Source organism: Streptomyces sp. RK9, from assembly GCF_045070545.1.
GTDB classification, from domain to species: Bacteria; Actinomycetota; Actinomycetes; order Streptomycetales; family Streptomycetaceae; genus Streptomyces; species Streptomyces alboflavus.
The window spans coordinates 2,203,089-2,224,562 of record NZ_CP173704.1; the positions used below are offsets into that span (position 1 = coordinate 2,203,089).

Consider the following 21,474-nt stretch of genomic DNA (forward strand, 5'->3'; position numbering starts at 1 on the left):
GAGCCGCGTCAGGCGCCGTACCGGAACCACCCCTTCGGGTGGCAGGGCGTGCGCCCACCCGTACGGGTGGCTGGGCGGCGCGGAGCTGACGCCACCCACACGGCCCCGTACGCGACCGCCGCCCCCAGATCCCCGAGGCCGCCCCTCAGACCCTCTGGACCGCCCCTCAGATCCCCGCGGCCTCCGCCAGATCCCGCTTCAGCGCCGCGAGCAGCTCCGCCGCCTTCGTGTGGGCCGCGGGCAGCGCGGCGCGGTCCGTCACCGGCACCACGACCTCCAGGTAGCACTTGAGCTTCGGCTCGGTGCCGCTGGGGCGCACGATGACGCGCGCGCCGTCGAGGGTGTACCGGAGGCCGTCCGTGGGCGGCAGCGTCTCCGTGCCCTTGGTCAGGTCCTCCGCGCGGGTCACCGCGAGCCCGGCGAGGCGCTCCGGCTGCTGCTCGCGCAGCCGGCGCATCGCGGCCGCGATCAGCGACAGGTCCTCCACCCGCACCGACAACTGGTCGGTGGCGTGCAGGCCGTGCTCCACCGCCAGGTCGTCGAGCAGGTCCAGGAGGGTGCGCCCCTCCTCCTTCAGGCCGGAGGCCAGCTCCGTGACGAGCAGCGCCGCCGTGATGCCGTCCTTGTCGCGTACGCCCTCGGGGTCGACGCAGTAGCCGAGCGCCTCCTCGTAGCCGTACCGCAGGCCGTCGACGCGGGCGATCCACTTGAAGCCCGTCAGCGTCTCCTCGTAGCCGAGGCCCGCCTTCTCGGCGATGCGGCCGAGCAGCGACGACGACACGATCGACTCGGCGAAGGTGCGCGGCCCGTCCGCGGCGACACCCCGGCGCACCAGGTGCGCGGCGAGCAGCGCGCCGACCTCGTCGCCGCGCAGCATCCGCCAGTCGCCGTCGCCCACCGGGACGGCCACCGCGCAGCGGTCCGCGTCCGGGTCGTTGGCGATCACCAGGTCGGGGCGGGCCTCGCGGGCCGTGGCGAACGCCAGGTCCATCGCGCCCGGCTCCTCCGGGTTCGGGAAGGCGACCGTCGGGAAGTCCGGGTCGGGCTCCGCCTGCTCCGCGACGAGCACCGGCGCGGGGAAACCGGCCCGCGCGAACGCCGCGAGGAGCGTGTCCTTGCCGACGCCGTGCATGGCCGTGTAGACGGTCGTGGCGGTCCGCGGGGAGCCCTGGGCCAGAACGGCGTCCGTACGCGCCAGATAGGCCTCCAGGACGTCCTCGCCGAGGGTCTGCCAGCCGCTCTCCGGACGCGGTACGTCGTGCAGGCTGCGCACGGCCGCGATCTCGGCGGCGATCTCGCCGTCGGCGGGCGGCACGATCTGCGAGCCGTCGCCCAGATAGACCTTGTAGCCGTTGTCGCGCGGCGGGTTGTGGCTGGCGGTGACCTCCACGCCCGCGACCGCGCCCAGGTGCCGTATGGCGAAGGCGAGGACCGGGGTCGGCAGGGGGCGCGGCAGGACGGCGGCGCGCAGGCCCGCGCCGGTCATCACGGCGGCCGTGTCCCTGGCGAAGTCCGCCGACTTGTGGCGCGCGTCGTAGCCGATCACGACCAGGCCGCCCGTCCGGCCCTTGCCCTTCAGGTACGCCGCCAGGCCCGCGGCCGCGCGGATGACCACGGAACGGTTCATCCGCAGCGGGCCCGCGCCCAGCTCGCCGCGCAGACCGGCGGTGCCGAACTGCAGCGTGCCCGCGAACCGCGCGGCCAGCTCGGCGAGGACGGCCGGGCTGCCCGGCGCCGCGTCGACGAGCTTCGCCAGCTCCTCGCGGGTCTCCGGGTCCGGGTCCTCGGCCAGCCAGGCCTGGGCGCGGGTGATGAGTTCTCCGTGGTCCTGCACGTCTGGTCGGCCTCTCCGTGACGGGGGTCTTGCTCTTCCGGCTTTCCCGCCCGGCGCGCGTCGGTACCCGCCGCGCGGCCGGACGGGGGCAGGTGGATCAGGTGGGTCGGGTGGGGTGCGCGGGTCAGATGCGGCCCAGGACCTTCCCGAGCAGCTCGCCCATCCGCGTGGCGGAGTCGCGGCCCGCCTGCAGGACCTCTTCGTGGTTCAGCGGCTCGCCCGTCATGCCCGCGGCGAGGTTCGTCACCAGGGAGATGCCGAGCACCTCGGCGCCCGCCTCGCGCGCGGCGATGGCCTCGAGCACCGTCGACATGCCGACCAGGTCCGCGCCGATCGTGCGGGCCATCCGGATCTCGGCCGGGGTCTCGTAGTGCGGGCCGGGGAACTGGGCGTACACGCCCTCTTCCAGGCTCGGGTCGATCTCCTTGCACAGCGCGCGCAGGCGCGGCGAGTACAGGTCGGTCAGGTCCACGAAGTTCGCGCCGACGATCGGGGACGTCGCCGTCAGGTTCAGGTGGTCGCTGATCAGGACGGGCTGGCCCGGGCGCATGCCCTCGCGGAGGCCGCCGCAGCCGTTCGTCAGCACGATCGTCTTGCAGCCGGCCGCCACGGCGGTGCGTACGCCGTGCGCCACGGCGGCGACGCCGCGGCCCTCGTAGTAGTGCGTGCGGCCCAGGAAGACCAGGGCGCGCTTCTCACCGATCTTGAAGGAGCGGATCCGGCCGCCGTGGCCCGCGACGGCCGGCGGCGGGAAGCCCGGCAGCTCGGTGACCGGGAACTCGGCCTCGGGGGCGCCGAGCGCCTCCACGGCCGGGGCCCAGCCGGAGCCCATCACGAGGGCTACGTCGTGGGTCTCGGCGCCTGTCAGCTCGCGCAGGCGGGCGGCGGCGGCGTCGGCGGCGGCGTAGGGGTCGCCCTGGATGTCGTCCGGAATAACTGAAGCGTTCACGCCGACGAGGGTAGCCGGTTACGCCCTACGCGCGTAGATGACGATGCCCACGGGATCCGGATCGTTGCCTTGTCGTTTCCGACGAAGGGGGTGGGCGGGGCGCTGTCCTTCGCGGGGCGCCCCAGTCCCGCCCCTTTCCCGAAACCGGGGCTTCGCCCCTGGACCTCGTAGGCAGGCGTCCCGTGGCGGGTGGGACAGTCCTCCCCCGAAATCGGCGCTTCGCGCCTCGTCCTCAAGCGCCGGACGGGCTGAAATATCCCCGGGGCGGGCCGGAAAGGTGCCGCGGGGCGGGTCGGAAAGGTGCTGCTGCGTGAGCCGTTTCGGGGCTGAGGGTGCCGGGCCGTTGCTCAGCCAAGTGCAGGCGGGGGCGGGCGGGTGGGAGAGAGCCTGTCCGGCGTTTGAGGACGAGCGCGGAGCGCGATCGGCGGTGCCCCCGGCAGGGCTGGGGGTGCCGGGCTGGTGGCTAGGCCGGTGCGAGTTCGGGCGGGCGGGTGGGAGAGAGCCCGTCCGGCGATTGAGGACGAGGCGCGGAGCGCCGATTCGGGGGTGGCTCGCGAGGGGGTGAAGGTGCCGGGCTTTCGGGCAGGCCGGTCCGAGGTGGGGCGGGTCAGCAGGGGCGTTTGCGGAGGTTCATGACGTAGTCGTGGGGGGCGCCGGCCGACTCCGCGGCGTCGGCGAGCTCGCCGAGGTAGCGGGCGGAGGGCAACCCGCCCTCGTACCCGTTGAGGACGTACACCCAGGCGGCCTCCTCGCCCTCGAGGGTGTGCACCCGCACCCGCATGCGCCGGTAGATGTCGAGCCCGACCCCCTCCCACCGGTCCATGGAGTCCTCGTCCATCGGGGCGATGTCGTACAGCGCGACGAAGACCTGCGAGCGCGGCGCCTCGACGATCGTCGCGAGCGCGCCCTCCCAGCCCATGTGCTCGCCGCCGAACGTCAGCCGCCAGTCGTTGAGCCAGCCGGTCGCGCGCAGCGGCGAGTGCGGGGCGCGGCGCGTCATCAGCCGCGCGTCGAGATTGCCGGCGTACGCGGCGTAGAGCGACATGGGACCGAGAGTACGTCCTCCTGGCGTGGGCGCCTTACGGGATGGGGTTCTATGGGGCTGCGCCCCTTTCCCCCGCCCCTTGGCGCTTCGCGCCTCGTCCTCAAGCGCCGGACGGGCTTCGACGCCCCGGTTCGTCGTCTGCTCGGGCTGTGCGGGACAATGGCGTACGTGACTCGGATCGTGATCATTGGCGGCGGACCCGGCGGATATGAGGCGGCCCTGGTGGCCGCCCAGCTCGGCGCGGAGGTGACCGTCGTCGACTGCGACGGTCTGGGCGGGGCGTCGGTGCTCACCGACTGCGTACCGTCGAAGACCCTGATCGCGACGGCCGAGGTGATGACGACCTTCGACTCCTCGTACGAGGAGCTGGGCATCATCGTCGAGGACGACACGCCCCACATCGACCAGGCGGCACGGGTCGTGGGCGTGGACCTCGGCAAGGTCAACCGGCGTGTGAAGCGGCTCGCGCTCGCGCAGTCGCACGACATCACGGCGTCCGTGACGCGTGCGGGCGCCCGGGTCATGCGCGGCCGCGGCCGGCTCGAGGGCCAGCAGGCCATGGACGGCTCCCGCAAGGTCGTCGTGCGCGCCGCCGACGGCACGGAGGAGACGCTCGTCGCCGACGCCGTCCTGATCGCCACCGGCGGCCACCCGCGCGAGCTCCCGGACGCCCAGCCGGACGGCGAGCGGATCCTGAACTGGACGCAGGTGTACGACCTCGACGAGCTGCCCGAGGAGCTCATCGTGGTCGGGTCGGGTGTGACGGGCGCCGAGTTCGCCGGTGCCTACCAGGCGCTCGGCTCCCGGGTCACGCTGGTGTCCTCGCGCGACCGCGTGCTGCCGGGCGAGGACCCGGACGCCGCCGCGGTGCTCGAGGACGTCTTCCGCCGCCGCGGCATGAACGTCATGGGCCGGACCCGCGCCGCCTCCGCCAAGCGCGTCGGCGACCGCGTCGAGGTCACCCTCGCCGACGGCCGCGTCATCTCCGGATCGCACTGCCTGATGGCCGTCGGCGCCATCCCGAACAGCGACGGGATGGGCCTGGAGGAGGCCGGGGTCAAGGTCAAGGAGTCCGGGCACATCTGGACCGACCGGGTCTCCAGGACCTCCGCGCCCGGCGTGTACGCCGCCGGTGACGTCACCGGCATCTTCGCCCTCGCCTCGGTCGCCGCCATGCAGGGCCGCATCGCGATGTACCACTTCCTGGGCGACGCGGTCACCCCGCTGAACCTGAAGACCGTCTCGTCGAACGTCTTCACCGACCCGGAGATCGCGACCGTCGGCTACAGCCAGGCCGACGTCGACGCCGGAAAGATCGACGCCCGCGTCGTCAAGCTGCCGCTGCTTCGCAACCCGCGCGCGAAGATGCAGGGCATCCGCGACGGCTTCGTAAAGATCTTCTGCCGTCCGGGTACGGGAATCGTGGTCGGCGGAGTCGTCGTCTCGCCCCGCGCCTCGGAACTGATCCACCCCATCTCGATCGCGGTCGACAACAATCTGACGGTGGAGCAGATCGCTAACGCCTTCACCGTGTACCCATCGCTTTCGGGCTCGATCGCCGAAGTCGCGCGGCAGTTGCACACGCGTAAGGTCGCCGGGGAGGCCTGATCCCGACCGTTCGGTCAGTGGGCGCCGATCGGGCGATGTGATCGTCCGGTCGGCCGGAATCAACTCTCCGCAGGTCACAGCCTGTTGCGGCCCATTCGCACGGCATAGGCGGGGAGAGTACCCCCTATACCACTTCCACCCCTCCTGTGCGAACAACTTCTGTAATTCGGCGCAAACTGCTGAAAGCAGACGGTCGTTGGGGTTACTGTCAGTTTCGTGTTCGCTGCAGAACGTCGCCAATTGATCCTCGAAATGGTGCGGGCCAACGGAGCGGTGTCGCTCCGTGAGCTCGCCCGCGTCGTCCAGACCTCCGAAGTGACCGTACGGCGGGACGTGCGCGCGCTGGAGGCAGAAGGACTCCTCGACCGCCGACATGGCGGTGCGGTATTGCCGGGCGGATTCACGCGGGAGTCCGGCTTTCCGCAGAAATCACATCTCGCGTCCGCCGAGAAGACGGCCATCGCCGATCTCGCGGCGGGTCTCGTCGAAGAGGGCGAAGCCATCGTCGTCGGGGCGGGTACGACCACGCAGGAGCTGGCCCGCCGGCTCGCGAGGGTGCCCGGCCTGACCGTCGTCACCAACTCCCTGTTGGTGGCACAGGCCCTCGCCCACGCCAACCGGGTGGAAGTCGTCATGACCGGCGGCACCCTGCGCGGCTCGAACTACGCGCTGGTGGGCAGCGGCGCCGAGCAGTCCCTCCAGGGGCTCAGGGTGTCGCGGGCGTTCCTGTCGGGCAGCGGCCTGACCGCCGAACGCGGCCTGTCCACGTCCAACATGCTGTCGGCGAGCGTGGACCGCGCGCTCGTGCAGGCCGCAGCGGAGGTGGTGGTCCTCGCCGACCACACCAAGCTCGGCACCGACACCATGTTCCAGACGGTGCCGACGGACGTCATCACACGTCTGGTCACGGACGAGCCGCCCGCGCACGACGACCGCGCGGCGACCGAGTTGCAGGCACTGGCCGACCAGGGCGTGCAGATCGCGGTCGCCGGAGCGTCGACGGGCCCCGGCCAGGCCCCCGGAGTTGACTCCGTCCCAGCCGGACGGCAGCCACGCAGGGACGTGCCGCTGCCCGGTCAGCGGCGGGGGCACGGGGGCCATGGCGCGGGGCCCGGCGCCGGGCCGCAGTTGCGCAGCGCGTCCGTACTCGGCGAGCAGCCTGCCGGGGAACGGGGGGCTAGGGTCGCCGACCTGCGGCGTCGATAGGCGGGTGGGCCGACTCCTGGGCCTTGGGCAGGTCAGGGTCGCCCTGCGCCTGCCCTGGGCCGGGGCGCCCGCTGATCGGCGCTTCGCGCCTCGTCCTCAATCGCCGGACGGGCTTTGCCCCGCTCGTCCGCCCGGCTCTGCCTTCAGGCCGCGCAGCGTCAGTGTCAGGAGGCGGTCCGCCAACTCCGGGTCGTCCGGGGACTGCTCCGCCGCCAGCGCGATCGCGTTCGTCAGCTGGAGCAGATCGTCGATCGACACGCCCTCGCGCACCGCGCCCGACGACTGGGCGCGCTCCAGGAGCTCTGTGCCCGCCTCCCGCATCGGGCGGCTGCACCGCGCGAGCGCGGAACTGTCGTCCCGTGAGGCCGACATGAGGGCGTGGGCGAGGCCGCGGTACTCACCCGCATGAGTGATGATCGCCCGGAGCCACTCCACCAGGGCCGTGCAGGGCTGGGGGGCGTCCAGGAGGTCGTGGGAGCGGGTCAACAGGTCGCTGACCGCGTCCTCGAAGACGGCGCTCAGGAGGGCGTGGCGGGTGGGGAAGTGGCGGTACAGGGTGCCGATGCCCACGCCCGCTCGGCGGGCCACGTCCTCCAGGGAGGTGTCCGTGCCGTGTTCCGCGAACGCGGTGCGGGCCTCGCTCAGGAGCCGGTGGTGGTTGCGGCGGGCGTCGGCGCGCATGGGTCTCCTCGCGGGGGCGCCCCAGTCCCGCCCCTTTCCCGAAACTGGGGCTCCGTCCCAGACCCCGCTCCTCAAACGCCGGAGGGGCTGAAATACATGCAGCACATGATCTAGCCCGTCCGGCGATTGAGGACGAGGCGCGGAGCGCCGATGCGGGGTCCGGGGCGGAGCCCCGGTTTCGGGAAAGGGCGGGGTTGGGGAGAACTCAGTCCTTGATCTCGCAGATCGCGGCGCCCGACGTCAGCGACGCCCCGACCTCCGCCTGCAGGCCCTTGACCGTACCGGAGCGGTGGGCGTTGAGGGGCTGTTCCATCTTCATGGCCTCGAGGACCACGATGAGGTCGCCCTCCTTGACCTCCTGGCCCTCCTCGACGGCGACCTTGACGATCGTGCCCTGCATGGGCGAGGCGAGGGTGTCGCCGGACGCCGCGGGGCCGGACTTCTTGGCCGCGCGGCGCTTCGGCTTGGCGCCCGCCGAGAGGCCCGTCCGCGCGAGGGACATGCCCATGCCGGCGGGCAGGGAGACCTCCAGGCGCTTGCCGCCGACCTCGACGACGATCGTCTCGCGGTCGCCGTCCTCCTCGTCGGCGTCGCCGCCGACGGGGGCGAACGGCGGGATGTCGTTGACGAACTCGGTCTCGATCCACCGGGTGAAGACCGTGAACGGCGCGTCGGAGCCGGTCAGTTCGGGCGCGAACGCCGGGTCGGCGACGACCTTGCGGTGGAACGGGATGGCGGTGGCCATGCCCTCGACCTCGAACTCGGCCAGGGCGCGCGCGGCCCGCTCCAGGGCCTCCTTGCGCGTACGGCCGGTGACGATCAGCTTGGCGAGCAGCGAGTCCCAGGCCGGGCCGATGACCGAGCCGGACTCGACGCCCGCGTCGAGGCGGACACCGGGGCCGGACGGGGCCTCGAACTTGGTGACGGTGCCGGGTGCGGGCAGGAAGCCCCGGCCCGGGTCCTCGCCGTTGATGCGGAACTCGAAGGAGTGACCGCGCAGCGCCGGGTCGTCGTAGCCCAGTTCCTCGCCGTCGGCGATGCGGAACATCTCGCGGACCAGATCGATCCCGGCGACCTCCTCGGTGACCGGGTGCTCCACCTGGAGGCGGGTGTTGACCTCCAGGAAGGAGATCGTGCCGTCGGCGCCGACCAGGAACTCCACGGTGCCCGCGCCGACGTAGCCGGCCTCCTTCAGGATCGCCTTCGAGGAGCTGTACAGCTCCTCCAGCTGGGCGTCCGAGAGGAACGGGGCCGGGGCCTCCTCCACCAGCTTCTGGTGGCGGCGCTGCAGCGAGCAGTCACGGGTCGACACGACGACCACGTTGCCGTGGCGGTCGGCCAGGCACTGGGTCTCCACGTGCCGCGGCTTGTCCAGGTAGCGCTCCACGAAGCACTCGCCGCGGCCGAAGGCCGCGACGGCCTCGCGCACCGCGGAGTCGTACAGCTCCGGCACCTCTTCGAGGGTGCGGGCGACCTTCAGGCCGCGGCCGCCGCCGCCGAACGCCGCCTTGATGGCGATCGGCAGGCCGTGCTCCTCGGCGAAGGCGACGACCTCGTCGGAGCCGGAGACCGGGTCCGGCGTGCCCGCGACCAGCGGGGCACCCGCGCGCTGCGCGATGTGCCGGGCGGCGACCTTGTCGCCCAGGTCCCGGATCGCCTGCGGCGGCGGGCCGATCCAGGTCAGACCGGCGTCCAGGACCGCCTGGGCGAACTCCGCGTTCTCGGAGAGGAAGCCGTAGCCCGGGTGGACCGCGTCCGCCCCGGAGTCCTTGGCCGCGGCGAGCACCTTCGCCATGTCCAGGTAGCTGGTGGCCGGAGTGTCACCGCCAAGAGCGAACGCCTCGTCAGCGGCCCGCACATGCAGTGCGTCCCGGTCGGGGTCCGCGTAGACGGCAACGCTCGCGATCCCGGCATCCCGGCACGCCCGGGCGACCCGGACAGCGATTTCGCCACGGTTGGCGATGAGCACCTTGCGCACGATGGCTCCCTCCTTGAAACAAGCCGAGTTTAGGGACTGCCGACACGGCCTTACGACCCGTCCCCAATGGTGAGCTTGCCCACACGGAGCGTGATCCGAGGCCCTGTCGATCCCCGAAATCCCTTGTCGCACCGTGGTACGCAGGGTCCTTTCCCGGCAGCGTAGCCCTCCGGTGTGGTCAAGGTCTCTGTGAGGCAGCGCTGCGGCGCGAGGCCATTCTTTGTGGAGTCCCTACGAATGGCCCAAGGATTCTTTGCCTGCGGTGCAGCCCTTGTCCCTGGGTTTACCCGTTAGTAGCGTGCCGATGTCTCAACGTACTAGCGGTAACAGCGGTAGGCAGAGAGTGGGTGGGCGCCGTGGCGCGCAGGCCGGTGGCGTGGGTGGGCGCGGTCGCGCTCTGGGCCGAGGCGGTCGGGATCGTCCTCCTCAACTGGTTCCTCGGGCTCGTCGTCGACAAGCAGGACATGTCCATGGGCGGGCTCGACCCGCACGCGATGAGCGTGGGCGCGTGGGTCGCGGGCGGCCTCTTCGGGCTCTACCTCGCGCTGTGCGGCCTCGTCCTCGCCCGCACCGCCGCCACCGACCGTGCGCCGGGACGCTTCGGCAAGATCCTGCTGATCAGCGCCGCCGTGACGCACGGTCTGCTCGGCGCGTTCGCGGTCGGCCTGGTGGGCTGGCTCGCGTTCGTCCTCATGATGGCGGTGCTCGGCCTCATCGTGCTGCCGCTCATCGCGTACGACAGGAGGGACGCCGTGGGTGTGGACGGTGCCCCGCAGGCTGCCTGAGCGGTCCTACGGGGCTGTCCGGGCGGGCCGCGGGGTGCTGCCCCCGTGCGTGCCCTCGCGCGCCCCTAGTCCGCCCACAACTCCGTGATCCCGACGCCCAGTTCCCCGAGCAGGCGCCGCAGCATCGGCAGCGACAGGCCGATGACGTTGCCGTGGTCGCCCTCGATGCCGTCGATGAACGGCGCCGAGCGGCCGTCGAGCGTGAACGCGCCCGCCACGTGCAGCGGTTCGCCGCTGGCCACGTACGCGGCGATCTCCGCGTCGGACGGCTTGCCGAAGCGGACCACCGTCGACGCGGTCGCCGCCACGTGCTCGCCCGAGAGCGTGTCGTACACACAGTGTCCGGTCTGCAGGACGCCCGCGCGGCCCCGCATGTCCTGCCAGCGCGCGGTGGCCTCCGTGGCGTCCGCGGGCTTGCCGAGCGCCCGGCCGTCCAGCTCAAGGACCGAGTCGCAGCCGATGACCAGGGCGCCCTTGACCTCCGGGCGGGCCGCGACCACCGACGCCTTCGCCTCGGCGAGGGCCTTGGCCAGCTCGGCGGGGGTCGGCGCGGTCACCGCGTCCTCGTCGACGCCGCTGACGACGACCTCGGGCGCGAGGCCCGCCTGGCGCAGCAGGCCGAGCCGGGCCGGGGACTGGGAGGCGAGGACGAGACGGCGGGGTTGATCGCTCATGCGGTCAGCCTAGCGAGCGCCGCAGCGCGGTCGGATCACCACCGGGACGAGCGTCTCGGGACGGCTCAGATCACGCCCAGGACGAGCATCGCGACGACCATCGCCAGGGCGAGCAGGACACCCGCACGGCGCATCTTCGCCTGCATGTCCCGCATGTCCTTGGGCGGGTCGTTCTCCGGGTCGGACCACAGCATGGCTCCGATGGTGCGACCGCGCCGCGCCGCGCGCCTGAGTACGCGTACTCAAGTTGCCGTGCTTCCCGCTCCGGCTCCGTTCACCCGTACAACCCCCGGGCGCCGCCCGGTGTCAACCAGCCGAGGGTTTCCAGGGAACGGAGCGAACCGATATGCGCAAGATGCGCAGAAGTGTCCTGACTGCGGCGGCGACGGCCGTGACGGCCGCCGCGGGCCTGCTGGTCCCGCTGTCGGGCACGGCCGCCGCGGCCCCCGCGGGACCCGCCGCCCCCAAGGCCGCCGACTTCAACGGGGACGGCTACGGAGACGTCGTGCTCGCCACCCCCAAGGCCACCGTGAACGGCGTCAAGAAGGCCGGGCACATCGCCGTCCTCTACGGCACCGCGCGGGGCGTCGAGGGCGGCCGCAAGGCGCTCATCAGCCAGGCCTCCGCGAAGGTGCCGGGCACCCCGGAGGCCGACGACCTGTTCGGCGGGTCGTACGACACCGGGGACCTCGACGGCGACGGCTACACCGACCTGGTCGTCGGCGTCCCCGGCGAGAACGACGACGCCGGGATCGTGACCGTCCTGTGGGGCGGCCGCGGCGGGCTCGTCGAGGGCGGCCTGAGCACGTCCACGCCGCACCCCGACCTCGACCTGCACTACGGCCGGTCCGTGGTCGTCGGCGACTTCGACGGCGACGGCAGGCAGCAGCTCGCCACGCACTCGTACTACGGCGCCGTCAGCATGTCCGGCGACGGCTTCACCCGCACCACGGCGCCCGAGCAGCGGCGGCTGCCCATGGGCGGCGGCGACGGCTTCCGGGTCGTCGAGCGCCTGGACGCCGGTGACTACGACGGCGACGGCGACGACGACCTGCTCGCCTCCGGCATCGAGAACATCGAGGGCGACGAGCTGAACGGCTGGTTCGGCCACTGGGCCGGCGGCCGCGACGGCATGACGTTCACCGACAAGCCCGCCGCGCTGCCCCCGACCCGCACCGGCCTGAAGGGCTCCGGCGACATCGACAAGGACGGCTACGCCGACGTCGTCGTCACCGACTTCAACGTCGGCAAGGGCGGCGGCGTGGGCGTCTACTACGGCGGCCCCGCGGGGCCGGGCACCGGCGGCAGGACCGTCCTCGACCAGGACAGCCCCGGAGTGCCGGGCACGGACGAGGGCGCCGACGAGTTCGGCGGGAGCGCCGCGGTCGGCGACGTCGACGGCGACGGCTACGCGGACGTCGCGGTCGGCGCGCCCGCCGAGAACGTGGACGGCCGGATCGCCACCGGCGCCGTCACCCTCCTCAAGGGCTCCGCGTCCGGCCTGACCGGCGCGGGCGCGCAGGCCCTCAACCAGGGCACCGCGGGCGTGCCCGGCGCCGCCGAGGACGACGACCGCTTCGGCTCCGCCGTCCGCGTGCAGGACACCGACGGCGACGGCCGCGCCGAGGTCGTCGTCGCGGCGGCCGACGAGGACGTGTTCGCCGGGGCGCGCTGGTCCGACGGCTCGGACTGGGTGCTGCGCGGGTCGGCGGCCGGCGTCACGGTGACCGGGGCGTACGCGCTCAGCGAGAAGGCGTTCGGCCTCACCTATCAGAACAAGAGCTTCGGGTCGGTGCTCGGGAGCTGACCCGGAGGCAGGCCGTGGGGCGCGCGGACGGATCGCGCGCCCCACGGGCACCTCGGGTCACCCCGGCCAGTACGTGCGGCTCCACGCCGCCGCGCCCGGTGCGGGCATCCGCTCCCGGGCCACCCGCGCCGGGTCCGCCCAGGCGGCCGGGACCGGGGGCGCGCCGGACGGCGCCTGCGCTGCCGCCGCGGCGCGCGCCTGGACCACCGCCAGGGCGGCGGCCAGCTCCTCGGGGGTGGGATTGCCCCGTACGACCTTGATCACAGTGGCTCCCTTCGGGGACGAAGCGGATGAAGCGGGCGGCGCGGGCTACAGCGGGATGTTGCCGTGCTTCTTCGGAGGCAGGGACTCCCGCTTCGTACGCAGCTGACGCAGACCCCGTACGAGGTGCGAGCGGGTCTCGGACGGCAGGATCACGGCGTCGATGTAGCCGCGCTCGGCCGCGGTGTACGGGTTCAGGAGCGCGTCCTCGTACTCCTGGATCAGGCGGGCCCGGGTGGCCTCCTGGTCCTCGGGGTCCGCCGCCGCGATCGTGCGGCGGTGCAGGATGTTCACCGCTCCCTGCGCGCCCATCACCGCGATCTGCGCCGTCGGCCAGGCGAGGTTCAGGTCGGCGCCCAGGTGCTTGGAGCCCATCACGTCGTAGGCCCCGCCGAAGGCCTTGCGCGTGATGACGGTGATGAGGGGGACGGTGGCCTCGGCGTAGGCGTAGATGAGCTTGGCGCCGCGGCGGATGATGCCCGTGTGCTCCTGGTCCACGCCCGGCAGGAAGCCCGGCACGTCCACGAAGGTGATCACGGGCACGTTGAACGCGTCGCAGGTGCGCACGAACCGCGCCGCCTTCTCGGACGCGTCGATGTCCAGGCAGCCCGCGAACTGCATCGGCTGGTTGGCGACCAGGCCCACCGGGTGGCCCTCGACGCGGCCGAAGCCCGTGATGATGTTCGGCGCGAACAGCGGCTGGGTTTCGAAGAACTCGGCGTCGTCCAGGACGTGCTCGAGCACCGTGTGCATGTCGTACGGCTGGTTCGCGCTGTCCGGGACGAGCGTGTCCAGCTCGCGGTCCTCGTCGGACGGTTCGAGGTCCGCCTCCTCGGGGAAGGCCGGGGGCTCGGTCAGGTTGTTCGACGGCAGGTACGAGAGCAGCGACTTCACGTACTCGATGGCGTCCTTCTCGTCGCCCGCCATGTGGTGCGCCACGCCCGAGGTCGCGTTGTGCGTGCGGGCGCCGCCCAGCTCCTCGAAGCCGACGTCCTCGCCGGTGACCGTCTTGATGACGTCCGGGCCCGTGATGAACATGTGCGAGGTCTGGTCGACCATGACCGTGAAGTCCGTGATCGCGGGGGAGTACACCGCGCCGCCCGCGCACGGGCCGACCACCAGGCTGATCTGCGGGATCACACCGGAGGCGTGGGTGTTCCTGCGGAAGATCTCCCCGTACATCCCGAGCGCCATCACGCCCTCCTGGATGCGGGCGCCGCCCGAGTCGTTGATGCCGACCACCGGACAGCCCGTCTTCAGGGCGAAGTCCATGACCTTCACGATCTTCTGGCCGAAGACCTCGCCGAGCGCGCCGCCGAACACGGTGAAGTCCTGCGAGAACACCGCCACCGGGCGGCCGTCCACCGTGCCGTACCCGGTCACCACCCCGTCGCCGTACGGCCGGTTGGCCTCCAGGCCGAAGTTCGTGGAGCGGTGCCTGGCGAACTCGTCGAGCTCGACGAACGAGCCTTCGTCCAGAAGCAGTTCGACCCGCTCGCGCGCCGTCAGCTTCCCCTTCGCGTGCTGCTTCTCGACCGCCCGCGCGGAACCCGCGTGCTTCGCCTCGTCGATGCGGCGCCGCAGATCGGCGAGCTTGCCGGCCGTCGTGTGGATGTCGATCTCAGTGTCGGGCGTGTCGGCCTTGTCGGGCTCTTGCGGCTCGGACATCGGGTCGCGGCTCCCTGCCTGCTCAATGGGGACTGGGGCGGGTGACGGCGTGCGTCGGTGGCACGCTGTGCCAGCTGGCTACTGCCCCGTAGCGTATCGGCGCGCATACGCCTGTGCAGTGCGGCGTTTACCACACCTAGGGTGGCTTGCATGACGCCGCCGAATGACGCAAACGACCCCCCGAACCGCTGGTCCGACCTGGACCGGCCGCCGCTCTCCGCCGCCTCGCTGCGCCGCGCCCTCGTCCGCGAGGGCGGCCTGTGGACCTCCCTCGACGTCGTCGCCGCCACCGGCTCCACCAACACCGACCTCGCCGCCCGCGCCGACGAACTGCCCGAGGGCGCGATCCTCGTCGCCGAGGAGCAGAGCGCGGGGCGCGGCCGCCTCGATCGGCGCTGGAGCGCGCCCCCGCGCTCAGGCCTCTTCTTCTCCGTCCTGCTCAAGCCGGACGACGTGCCGGTGGAGCGGTGGGGGTGGCTGCCGCTGCTCACCGGCGTCGCCGTCGCCGCGGGCATCGCCCGCGCCGCCGGGGTCGACACCGCCCTGAAGTGGCCCAACGACCTCCTGGTCACGGTCGACGGCGAGGAGCGCAAGGCGGGCGGCATCCTCGCGGAGCGCGCCGGGTCCGTCGGCGGCGGCGGGATCGTCGTCGGCATCGGCGTCAACGTCTCCCTGCGCGCCGACGAGCTGCCCGTGCCCGGCGCCGGGTCCCTCGCCCTCGCCGGGGCCGCGGGAACCGACCGCGATCCGGTGCTGCGGGCCGTGCTGCGCGAGCTGGAGCGCTGGTACGGGGACTGGCGTGCGGCGGGCGGCGACCCGGCGCCGTCCCGGCTGCAGGAGGCGTACGCGGCCGGGTGCGCCACGCTCGGGCGCCGGGTCCGGGCCGAACTGCCCGGCGGGCGTGACGTCACGGGCGAGGCCGTGGCCGTGGACGGCGACGGGCGTCTCGTCCTCGCCACGGAGGACGGGGGGCGGGAGCCGGTGGGGGCCGGGGACGTGGTGCACCTGCGGCCCGCGCGGGAGGGCTGAGGAGGGCCCCGGCGCCCCCGTTCGCGGCCTCGCGCGGGCGCCCCGCGGACATCGGGCACCCCGGCACGCCGGAGTCGGGAGTGAGCTGCGGCACACCTGCCGTAAAGTTGGCGCCGGTCGATATCTGACCACGGCAGATCGGAAGGGCAGCAGGCGTGACCGTCGACGACACCGGCTCCGGCCAGGGCACACCCCCCGGCCCCGACGGTGACCCCCGCCCGGCGGAATCGGCGTACCCGGAACGCGACGCGGGCGACGCGGCCGACGACCACCCACCGGCCGACGAGAAGCCGGACGAACCGGACCTTGCCGGGGGCCTGGACGGCACGGCCGGACTCGACGGTGCGGACGGCGCGGACGGCGCCGACAAGGACCCGCTCGCGCTCCGCCTCGAACAGCTCATCCTCGGCGCCGACCGCCGCTACACCCCCTTCCAGGCGGCCCGCAGCGCCGGTGTCTCCATGGAGCTGGCCTCGCGCTTCTGGCGGGCCATGGGCTTCCCCGACATCGGCCAGGCCAAGGCCCTGACCGAGGCCGACGTGCTCGCGCTGCGGCGGCTCGCGGGCCTCGTGGAGGCGGGGCTGCTCAGCGAGGCCATGGCCGTGCAGGTGGCGCGCTCCACCGGGCAGACCACCGCCCGCCTGGCCGAATGGCAGATCGACTCCTTCCTGGAGGGCCTGACGGAGCCCCCGGAGCCGGGCATGACCCGCACCGAGGTCACGTACCCCCTCGTCGAACTGCTCCTGCCGGAGCTGGAGGAGTTCCTCGTGTACGTGTGGCGGCGCCAGCTCGCCGCCGCCACCGGGCGCGTCGTGCAGGCCGCCGACGACGAGGAGATGGTCGACCGGCGGCTCGCCGTCGGGTTCGCCGACCTCGTCGGGTTCACGCGGCTCACCCGGCGCATGGAGGAAGAGGAACTGGGCGAGCTGGTCGAGGCGTTCGAGACCACCGCCGCCGACCTGGTCGCCGCGCACGGCGGACGGCTCATCAAGACCCTCGGCGACGAGGTCCTGTACGCCGCCGACGACGCGGGCACCGCCGCGGAGATCGCGCTGCGCCTCATCGAGACCATGGCCAACGACGAGACCATGCCCGAGCTGCGCGTCGGCATCGCCTTCGGCACCGTCACCACGCGCATGGGCGACGTCTTCGGCACCACCGTGAACCTCGCGTCCCGGCTCACCTCGATAGCGCCCCGCGACGCCGTGCTCGTCGACGGCGCGCTCGCCGAGGAACTGGTGCGCACCGGTGACGCGCCCGCCTCCGAGACCGAGGCCGCCGCCCTCGCCGAGAAGGCCGAGAAGGAGGGCGAGGAGCCGCCCGGCTACCGCTTCGCCCTGCAGCCCATGTGGCAGCGGCCGGTCCGCGGGCTCGGCATCGTCGAGCCCTGGCTGCTCGCCCGCCGCGGCTGAACCGGCCGCCGGGCCGGGTACCCAACGGGCGCGGTGGCTGACATGATCGCCGGGTAACGATCGTTAACCGTCAGGTGGAGGGGTCATGGGCGAGCGTCGGTTCGGGGAGTTCGTGGAGGTCCGGCGGCACGGGTACGTGGCCGAGCTCGCGCTGGACCGGCCGAAGGCCATGAACGCCGTGTCCAGCGCCATGGCCCGGTCCATCGGCGAGGCTTGCGCGGCGCTCGCCGCCGACCCGGACGCACGGGTCGTCGTGCTCACCTCCACCCATGAGCGCGCCTTCTGCGTCGGCGCCGACCTCAAGGAGCGGAACTCCTTCTCCGACGCCGAGTTGGTGCGCCAGCGGCCCGTCGCCCGCGCCGCCTACACCGGCGTCCTCGAACTCCCCATGCCCACCGTCGCGGCCGTCCACGGCTTCGCCCTCGGCGGCGGCTTCGAACTCGCCCTGTCCTGCGACATCATCGTCGCCGACCCCACCGCCGTGGTCGGGCTCCCCGAGGTGTCCGTCGGTGTCATTCCCGGTGGCGGCGGTACGCAGCTCCTGCCCCGGCGCGTGGGGGCGGCCCGGGCCGCCGAGCTGATCTTCTCCGCGCGGCGGGTGGAGGCCGCCGAGGCCAAGGAGTTGGGCCTCGTCGACCTCGTCGCCGGGGCCGGGGAGGACCGCGACGAGGCCCTCGCCCTCGCGGGCCGCATCGCCGCGAACTCGCCCGTCGGCCTGCGCGCCGCCAAGCGCGCCCTCCGCCTCGGACACGGGCTCGACCTCCGGGCCGGCCTGGAGGTCGAGGACGCGGCCTGGCGGTCGGTGGCCTTTTCCGGGGACCGGGCGGAGGGGGTTGCCGCCTTCAACGAGAAGCGGAAGCCGGAGTGGCCCGGAGAATAGGCTGGCGAGGGCGCCCTGGGGGACTTGGGGTGTGGTGGGCGTGCCTGGGCCCACTGCAGCCGTCCCGCCGCTGTCGCGGCGGGTTTTCCCCACCCGCCCGCCCGTGACTGTGGGGGCCAGTCGCACTGTCCGGGGCGCGCCGTCCCGGGCGGGGGTGCGTTGCGGGCTGCCGCCCGGCTGCAACCGCCCCGCCGCTACCGCGGCGGGTTTCCTACCCGCCCGCCCGGAACTCTCGGGCCAGTCGCACCGGGACCGGAACTCTGGGCCAGTCGCACCGGGGCCGGAACCTCGGACCAGGCGCCCCCGGGTCCGGAACCCTGGGGCCAGGCGCCCCGAGGCGGGGCAGGTGTGGGAATTTGTTCGTCGGATCTCTCTATGGGTGAAATGTCCGTAACCTGGAGCAATGGGTGAGGACATTCGGCTGCGTGCCGTAGTGGCCCTGGCGCAGGGCATGGCTGCCGCGCACACTCCGCGTGAGTCCTGGCGGGCGGCCGCCCAGGGGGCGCTGCTCGCCCTGGGCGGGAGCTTTGCCGCGCTGTCCGTGTGGGAGCGGGAGCGCGGGCGGCTTCGGGTGCTCGCCAACGTCGGTGAACGGGCCCCGGGGGAGGAGGAGTTCCCCGAGGGGGAGGCCTATCCCGTGCATCAGTTTCCGGAGATCACCGAGTTCCTGCACGAGCGGTGGGCCGGGGGTGGGGAGCCGCACGCGTGGGTGGAGACGGCGGGTGGGCCCGGGGACCGGGAGCGTGCGGGGTACTGCCACCAGCGGGTGGCCGCGCTGCGCAGGCGCGGGCGCGGGTGTTGCGTGGTCGCGCCGATCGTGCTGCACGGGCGGGCCTGGGGTGAGCTGTATGTGGCGCGGCCCGTGGGGGAGCACGTCTTCGAGCGGGGTGACGCGGACTTCGCCTCCGTGCTCGCGGCCGTCGTCGCCGCGGGCATCGCTCAGACGGAGCGCCTGGAGGAGGCGCGGCGGCTCGCCTTCACGGACTCCCTGACCGGGCTCGCCAATCGGCGCGCGGTCGATCTGCGGCTCGACGAGGCCGTGGAGCGGCACCGGGTCGAGGGGGCGGTGGTCAGCCTCGTCGTGTGCGACCTGAACGGGCTCAAGCGGGTCAACGACAGCCTCGGGCACGCGGTGGGGGACCGGCTCCTCGAACGGTTCGGGTCGGTGCTCTCGCTGTGCGGGGCGATGTTGCCGGGGGCGCTGGCAGCGCGGCTCGGCGGGGACGAGTTCTGTCTGCTCTCGGTGGGGCCTTCGGCGGACGAGGTGGTGCGGGTCGCCGATGAACTGTGTGTGCGGGCGGACGAGTTGGAATTCGGGGACGGGGTCGCCTGCGGCGTGGCGTCGACCGGGGATCCGATCGGGGCCGTGCGGTCGGCTCGACGCTTGTTCCGGCTCGCGGACGCGGCCCAGTACCGGGCCAAGGCGGCGGGGGCGGCCAAGCCGGTGGTGGCGGGGCGGGAGGGCCCCGCGGGGGGCGAGGATCCGGTGATTCGGCTGGCCGATTCGGTGCGGCCCGCGGGGGCGGGTGAGCGGAGGCGCTTCCGCGGGAGGTAGGGGTGGGGTGCCCTGGGTGCCCTGGGTGCCCTGGGTGCCCTGGGTGCCAGGGGGCGTGGGGGCTGGGGCTGCACCCTCCCCGGGTGCAAGGTCGCCGTTGGCCTGCGCCGTGCCCCTCTGCCTACATCAAGGGAACCGTCGGACTGGGGCTGTGCCCACCCGTTCCGCCCTGCGGAACGATTGCCCACAGCGGTTGCGACAACGGGGGCAGGCGCGGAGGCCGCGCCCGGCGCAGCCGGCCCGCAGCCGCCTGCGGACCGGCCGTGGCACAGGCGGCCAGAAGCCCGCGGTGGGCTGGAAACGGGCGGGCGGGTGGGGTATCCCGCCGCGGAGCGGCGAAAGGGCCGACGGCCCGCAGCCGCCGACGGACCGGCCGTGGCACAGGCGGCCAGAAGCCCACGGTCGACTGGAAACGGGATGGGGGCCCCTGCTCGAGCGAAGTCGAGAGCTTGGGGGAGGGGTGGGGATCCCCGGCGCGGAGCGGTGGGGCACCCGGGGCAGACGGACTCGTGACACGAGGCGATTCAGTGCGTAGGCTCCCTGAATATGGATATGCAGACCGTGGTGCTGGGAACCACCGGCACAACCGCAGAGGACGTCGTAGCCGTCGCCCGACACAACGCCCGCGTCGAACTCGGCGAGAACGCCGTCACCGCCCTCGCCGCGGCCCGCGAGATCGTGGACGCCCTCGCGGCCAAGCCGGACCCCGTCTACGGCGTCAGCACCGGCTTCGGCGCGCTCGCCACCCGCCACATCGGCCCGGACCTCCGCGCCCAGCTGCAGCGCAACATCGTCCGCTCGCACGCGGCCGGCATGGGCCCGCGGGTGGAGCGCGAGGTCGTGCGCGCCCTGATGTTCCTGCGCCTGAAGACGGTCTGCTCGGGCCACACCGGCGTCCGCCCCGAGGTCGCGCAGACCATGGCCGACATCCTGAACGCCGGCATCACCCCGGTCGTCCACGAGTACGGCTCCCTCGGCTGCTCCGGCGACCTCGCCCCGCTCAGCCACTGCGCCCTGACCCTGATGGGCGAGGGCGAGGCGGAGGGCCCGGACGGAGAGCTGAAGCCCGCGGGCGAACTGCTCGCCGCGCACGGCATCGCCCCCGTCGAGCTGCGCGAGAAGGAAGGCCTCGCCCTCCTCAACGGCACCGACGGCATGCTCGGCATGCTGGTCATGGCCCTCGCCGACCTCGACACGCTGTACAAGTCCGCCGACGTCACCGCCGCCCTCAGCCTGGAGGCGCTGCTCGGCACCGACAAGGTCCTCGCCCCCGAGCTGCACGCGATCCGCCCGCACCCGGGCCAGTCCGCCTCGGCCGCCAACATGCTGGCCGTGCTCGCCGGTTCGGGCCTGACGGGCCATCACCAGGACGACGCGCCCCGCGTGCAGGACGCGTACTCGGTGCGCTGCGCCCCGCAGGTCGCGGGCGCGGGCCGGGACACCCTCGCGCACGCCCGTACGGTCGCCGAGCGCGAGCTGGCCTCCGCCGTCGACAACCCCGTGGTGCTGCCCGACGGCCGCGTCGAGTCCAACGGCAACTTCCACGGCGCCCCCGTGGCGTACGTCCTGGACTTCCTCGCCATCGCCGCCGCCGACCTCGGCTCGATCGCCGAGCGCCGCACCGACCGCCTCCTCGACAAGAACCGCAGCCACGGCCTGCCGCCGTTCCTCGCGGACGACGCGGGCGTCGACTCCGGCCTGATGATCGCCCAGTACACGCAGGCCGCCCTGGTCAGCGAGATGAAGCGGCTCGCCGTCCCGGCCTCCGCCGACTCCATCCCGTCCTCGGCGATGCAGGAGGACCACGTCTCCATGGGCTGGTCGGCCGCGCGCAAGCTGCGTACGGCCGTGGGCAACCTCAACCGGATCATCGCCGTGGAGCTGTACGCCGCCACCCGCGCGATCGAGCTGCGCACCGGCCTGACCCCGGCCCCCGCGAGCCGCGCCGCCATCGACGCCGTCCGCAAGGCGGGCGTCGAGGGTCCGGGCCCCGACCGCTATCTGGCCCCGGACCTGGCCGCCGCCGACACCTTCGTCCGCGAGGGCCGGCTCGTCGCGGCCGTGGAGCAGGTCACGGGACCGCTGGCCTGACCTGATCTCAG

General features: G+C 73.3%; 18 protein-coding genes. 9 read left to right on the forward strand and 9 right to left on the reverse strand.

The features are described 5' to 3' along the window. Positions 1-166: 166 nt before the first annotated feature. The 3 genes from AB6L24_RS30130 to AB6L24_RS30140 all read right to left on the reverse strand — a co-directional run bounded on the left by AB6L24_RS30130 (position 167) and on the right by AB6L24_RS30140 (position 3,828). Complete coding sequence (locus AB6L24_RS30130; protein ID WP_405660451.1) at positions 167-1,834, reverse strand: phospho-sugar mutase; 1,668 nt, start codon at positions 1,832-1,834, stop codon at positions 167-169. Positions 1,835-1,958: 124 nt separating this feature from the next. Then, positions 1,959-2,783 (reverse strand): purine-nucleoside phosphorylase, encoded by an 825-nt coding sequence (locus AB6L24_RS30135; RefSeq protein ID WP_405660453.1) that lies wholly within the window; start codon positions 2,781-2,783, stop codon positions 1,959-1,961. A 607-nt stretch (positions 2,784-3,390) separates the two neighbouring features. Then, the gene (locus AB6L24_RS30140) at positions 3,391-3,828 is read right to left on the reverse strand and encodes a gamma-glutamylcyclotransferase (protein WP_380844717.1); all 438 of its coding nucleotides are present in this window, start codon (positions 3,826-3,828) and stop codon (positions 3,391-3,393) included. Between the two features lie 159 nt (positions 3,829-3,987). Between AB6L24_RS30140 and AB6L24_RS30145 the strand changes: the two genes are divergently transcribed. Continuing rightward, positions 3,988-5,436: an NAD(P)H-quinone dehydrogenase gene (locus tag AB6L24_RS30145; protein ID WP_405660456.1), complete on the forward strand. Its 1,449-nt coding sequence runs from the start codon at positions 3,988-3,990 to the stop codon at positions 5,434-5,436. A 216-nt stretch (positions 5,437-5,652) separates the two neighbouring features. Further along, complete coding sequence (locus AB6L24_RS30150; protein ID WP_380844720.1) at positions 5,653-6,642, forward strand: DeoR/GlpR family DNA-binding transcription regulator; 990 nt, start codon at positions 5,653-5,655, stop codon at positions 6,640-6,642. 96 nt (positions 6,643-6,738) lie between these two features. On the opposite strand, the gene AB6L24_RS30155 is transcribed toward AB6L24_RS30150, so the two are convergent. Next, on the reverse strand, positions 6,739-7,323 hold the full coding sequence (locus AB6L24_RS30155; protein WP_405660458.1) for a TetR/AcrR family transcriptional regulator: 585 nt from the start codon (positions 7,321-7,323) through the stop codon (positions 6,739-6,741). Positions 7,324-7,528: 205 nt separating this feature from the next. Further along, positions 7,529-9,301: an acetyl/propionyl/methylcrotonyl-CoA carboxylase subunit alpha gene (locus AB6L24_RS30160; protein ID WP_405660460.1), complete on the reverse strand. Its 1,773-nt coding sequence runs from the start codon at positions 9,299-9,301 to the stop codon at positions 7,529-7,531. A gap of 356 nt (positions 9,302-9,657) precedes the next feature. Between AB6L24_RS30160 and AB6L24_RS30165 the strand changes: the two genes are divergently transcribed. Beyond that, complete coding sequence (locus AB6L24_RS30165; RefSeq protein WP_380844729.1) at positions 9,658-10,086, forward strand: hypothetical protein; 429 nt, start codon at positions 9,658-9,660, stop codon at positions 10,084-10,086. A 65-nt stretch (positions 10,087-10,151) separates the two neighbouring features. Here AB6L24_RS30165 and AB6L24_RS30170 read toward each other — a convergent pair whose 3' ends face one another. Continuing rightward, positions 10,152-10,760: a nucleoside triphosphate pyrophosphatase gene (locus AB6L24_RS30170; protein ID WP_030363568.1), complete on the reverse strand. Its 609-nt coding sequence runs from the start codon at positions 10,758-10,760 to the stop codon at positions 10,152-10,154. A gap of 65 nt (positions 10,761-10,825) precedes the next feature. After that, positions 10,826-10,954 (reverse strand): morphogenic membrane protein MmpB, encoded by a 129-nt coding sequence (gene mmpB / locus AB6L24_RS30175; RefSeq protein WP_087887828.1) that lies wholly within the window; start codon positions 10,952-10,954, stop codon positions 10,826-10,828. A gap of 152 nt (positions 10,955-11,106) precedes the next feature. Here mmpB and AB6L24_RS30180 point away from each other — a divergent pair, with 152 nt between their 5' ends. Then, positions 11,107-12,567: an FG-GAP repeat protein gene (locus AB6L24_RS30180; protein ID WP_405660463.1), complete on the forward strand. Its 1,461-nt coding sequence runs from the start codon at positions 11,107-11,109 to the stop codon at positions 12,565-12,567. Positions 12,568-12,624: 57 nt separating this feature from the next. On the opposite strand, the gene AB6L24_RS30185 is transcribed toward AB6L24_RS30180, so the two are convergent. Further along, positions 12,625-12,831: an acyl-CoA carboxylase epsilon subunit gene (locus AB6L24_RS30185; RefSeq protein WP_030363570.1), complete on the reverse strand. Its 207-nt coding sequence runs from the start codon at positions 12,829-12,831 to the stop codon at positions 12,625-12,627. 45 nt (positions 12,832-12,876) lie between these two features. Further along, on the reverse strand, positions 12,877-14,496 hold the full coding sequence (locus AB6L24_RS30190; protein WP_405660465.1) for an acyl-CoA carboxylase subunit beta: 1,620 nt from the start codon (positions 14,494-14,496) through the stop codon (positions 12,877-12,879). A gap of 150 nt (positions 14,497-14,646) precedes the next feature. Between AB6L24_RS30190 and AB6L24_RS30195 the strand changes: the two genes are divergently transcribed. From AB6L24_RS30195 to hutH, 5 genes are all read left to right on the forward strand, one after another. Next, positions 14,647-15,525: a biotin--[acetyl-CoA-carboxylase] ligase gene (locus AB6L24_RS30195; protein ID WP_405660468.1), complete on the forward strand. Its 879-nt coding sequence runs from the start codon at positions 14,647-14,649 to the stop codon at positions 15,523-15,525. A 155-nt stretch (positions 15,526-15,680) separates the two neighbouring features. Continuing rightward, positions 15,681-16,937, forward strand: a complete 1,257-nt coding sequence (locus tag AB6L24_RS30200) for an adenylate/guanylate cyclase domain-containing protein (protein ID WP_405660470.1) — start codon at positions 15,681-15,683, stop codon at positions 16,935-16,937. 85 nt (positions 16,938-17,022) lie between these two features. Then, a complete protein-coding gene (locus AB6L24_RS30205; RefSeq protein WP_405660473.1) occupies positions 17,023-17,817 on the forward strand; it encodes an enoyl-CoA hydratase/isomerase family protein in 795 nt (264 codons plus the stop codon). Positions 17,818-18,220: 403 nt separating this feature from the next. Continuing rightward, the gene (locus AB6L24_RS30210) at positions 18,221-19,372 is read left to right on the forward strand and encodes a diguanylate cyclase domain-containing protein (RefSeq protein ID WP_405660475.1); all 1,152 of its coding nucleotides are present in this window, start codon (positions 18,221-18,223) and stop codon (positions 19,370-19,372) included. 552 nt (positions 19,373-19,924) lie between these two features. Continuing rightward, positions 19,925-21,463, forward strand: a complete 1,539-nt coding sequence (gene hutH / locus AB6L24_RS30215) for a histidine ammonia-lyase (protein ID WP_405663437.1) — start codon at positions 19,925-19,927, stop codon at positions 21,461-21,463. The last annotated feature ends 11 nt before the right edge of the window (positions 21,464-21,474 follow it).

Excerpts from the sequence above, each read along its gene's own strand:
- AB6L24_RS30140 (WP_380844717.1), bottom strand. The coding sequence starts at position 3,828 with ATGTCGCTCTACGCCGCGTACGCCGGCAATCTCGACGCGCGGCTGATG.
- AB6L24_RS30145 (WP_405660456.1), top strand. The coding sequence starts at position 3,988 with ATGGCGTACGTGACTCGGATCGTGATCATTGGCGGCGGACCCGGCGGA.
- AB6L24_RS30155 (WP_405660458.1), bottom strand. The coding sequence starts at position 7,323 with ATGCGCGCCGACGCCCGCCGCAACCACCACCGGCTCCTGAGCGAGGCC.
- AB6L24_RS30170 (WP_030363568.1), bottom strand. The coding sequence starts at position 10,760 with ATGAGCGATCAACCCCGCCGTCTCGTCCTCGCCTCCCAGTCCCCGGCC.
- mmpB (WP_087887828.1), bottom strand. The coding sequence starts at position 10,954 with ATGCTGTGGTCCGACCCGGAGAACGACCCGCCCAAGGACATGCGGGAC.
- AB6L24_RS30180 (WP_405660463.1), top strand. The coding sequence starts at position 11,107 with ATGCGCAAGATGCGCAGAAGTGTCCTGACTGCGGCGGCGACGGCCGTG.
- AB6L24_RS30190 (WP_405660465.1), bottom strand. The coding sequence starts at position 14,496 with ATGTCCGAGCCGCAAGAGCCCGACAAGGCCGACACGCCCGACACTGAG.
- AB6L24_RS30195 (WP_405660468.1), top strand. The coding sequence starts at position 14,647 with ATGACGCCGCCGAATGACGCAAACGACCCCCCGAACCGCTGGTCCGAC.
- AB6L24_RS30205 (WP_405660473.1), top strand. The coding sequence starts at position 17,023 with ATGGGCGAGCGTCGGTTCGGGGAGTTCGTGGAGGTCCGGCGGCACGGG.
- AB6L24_RS30210 (WP_405660475.1), top strand. The coding sequence starts at position 18,221 with ATGGGTGAGGACATTCGGCTGCGTGCCGTAGTGGCCCTGGCGCAGGGC.
- hutH (WP_405663437.1), top strand. The coding sequence starts at position 19,925 with ATGCAGACCGTGGTGCTGGGAACCACCGGCACAACCGCAGAGGACGTC.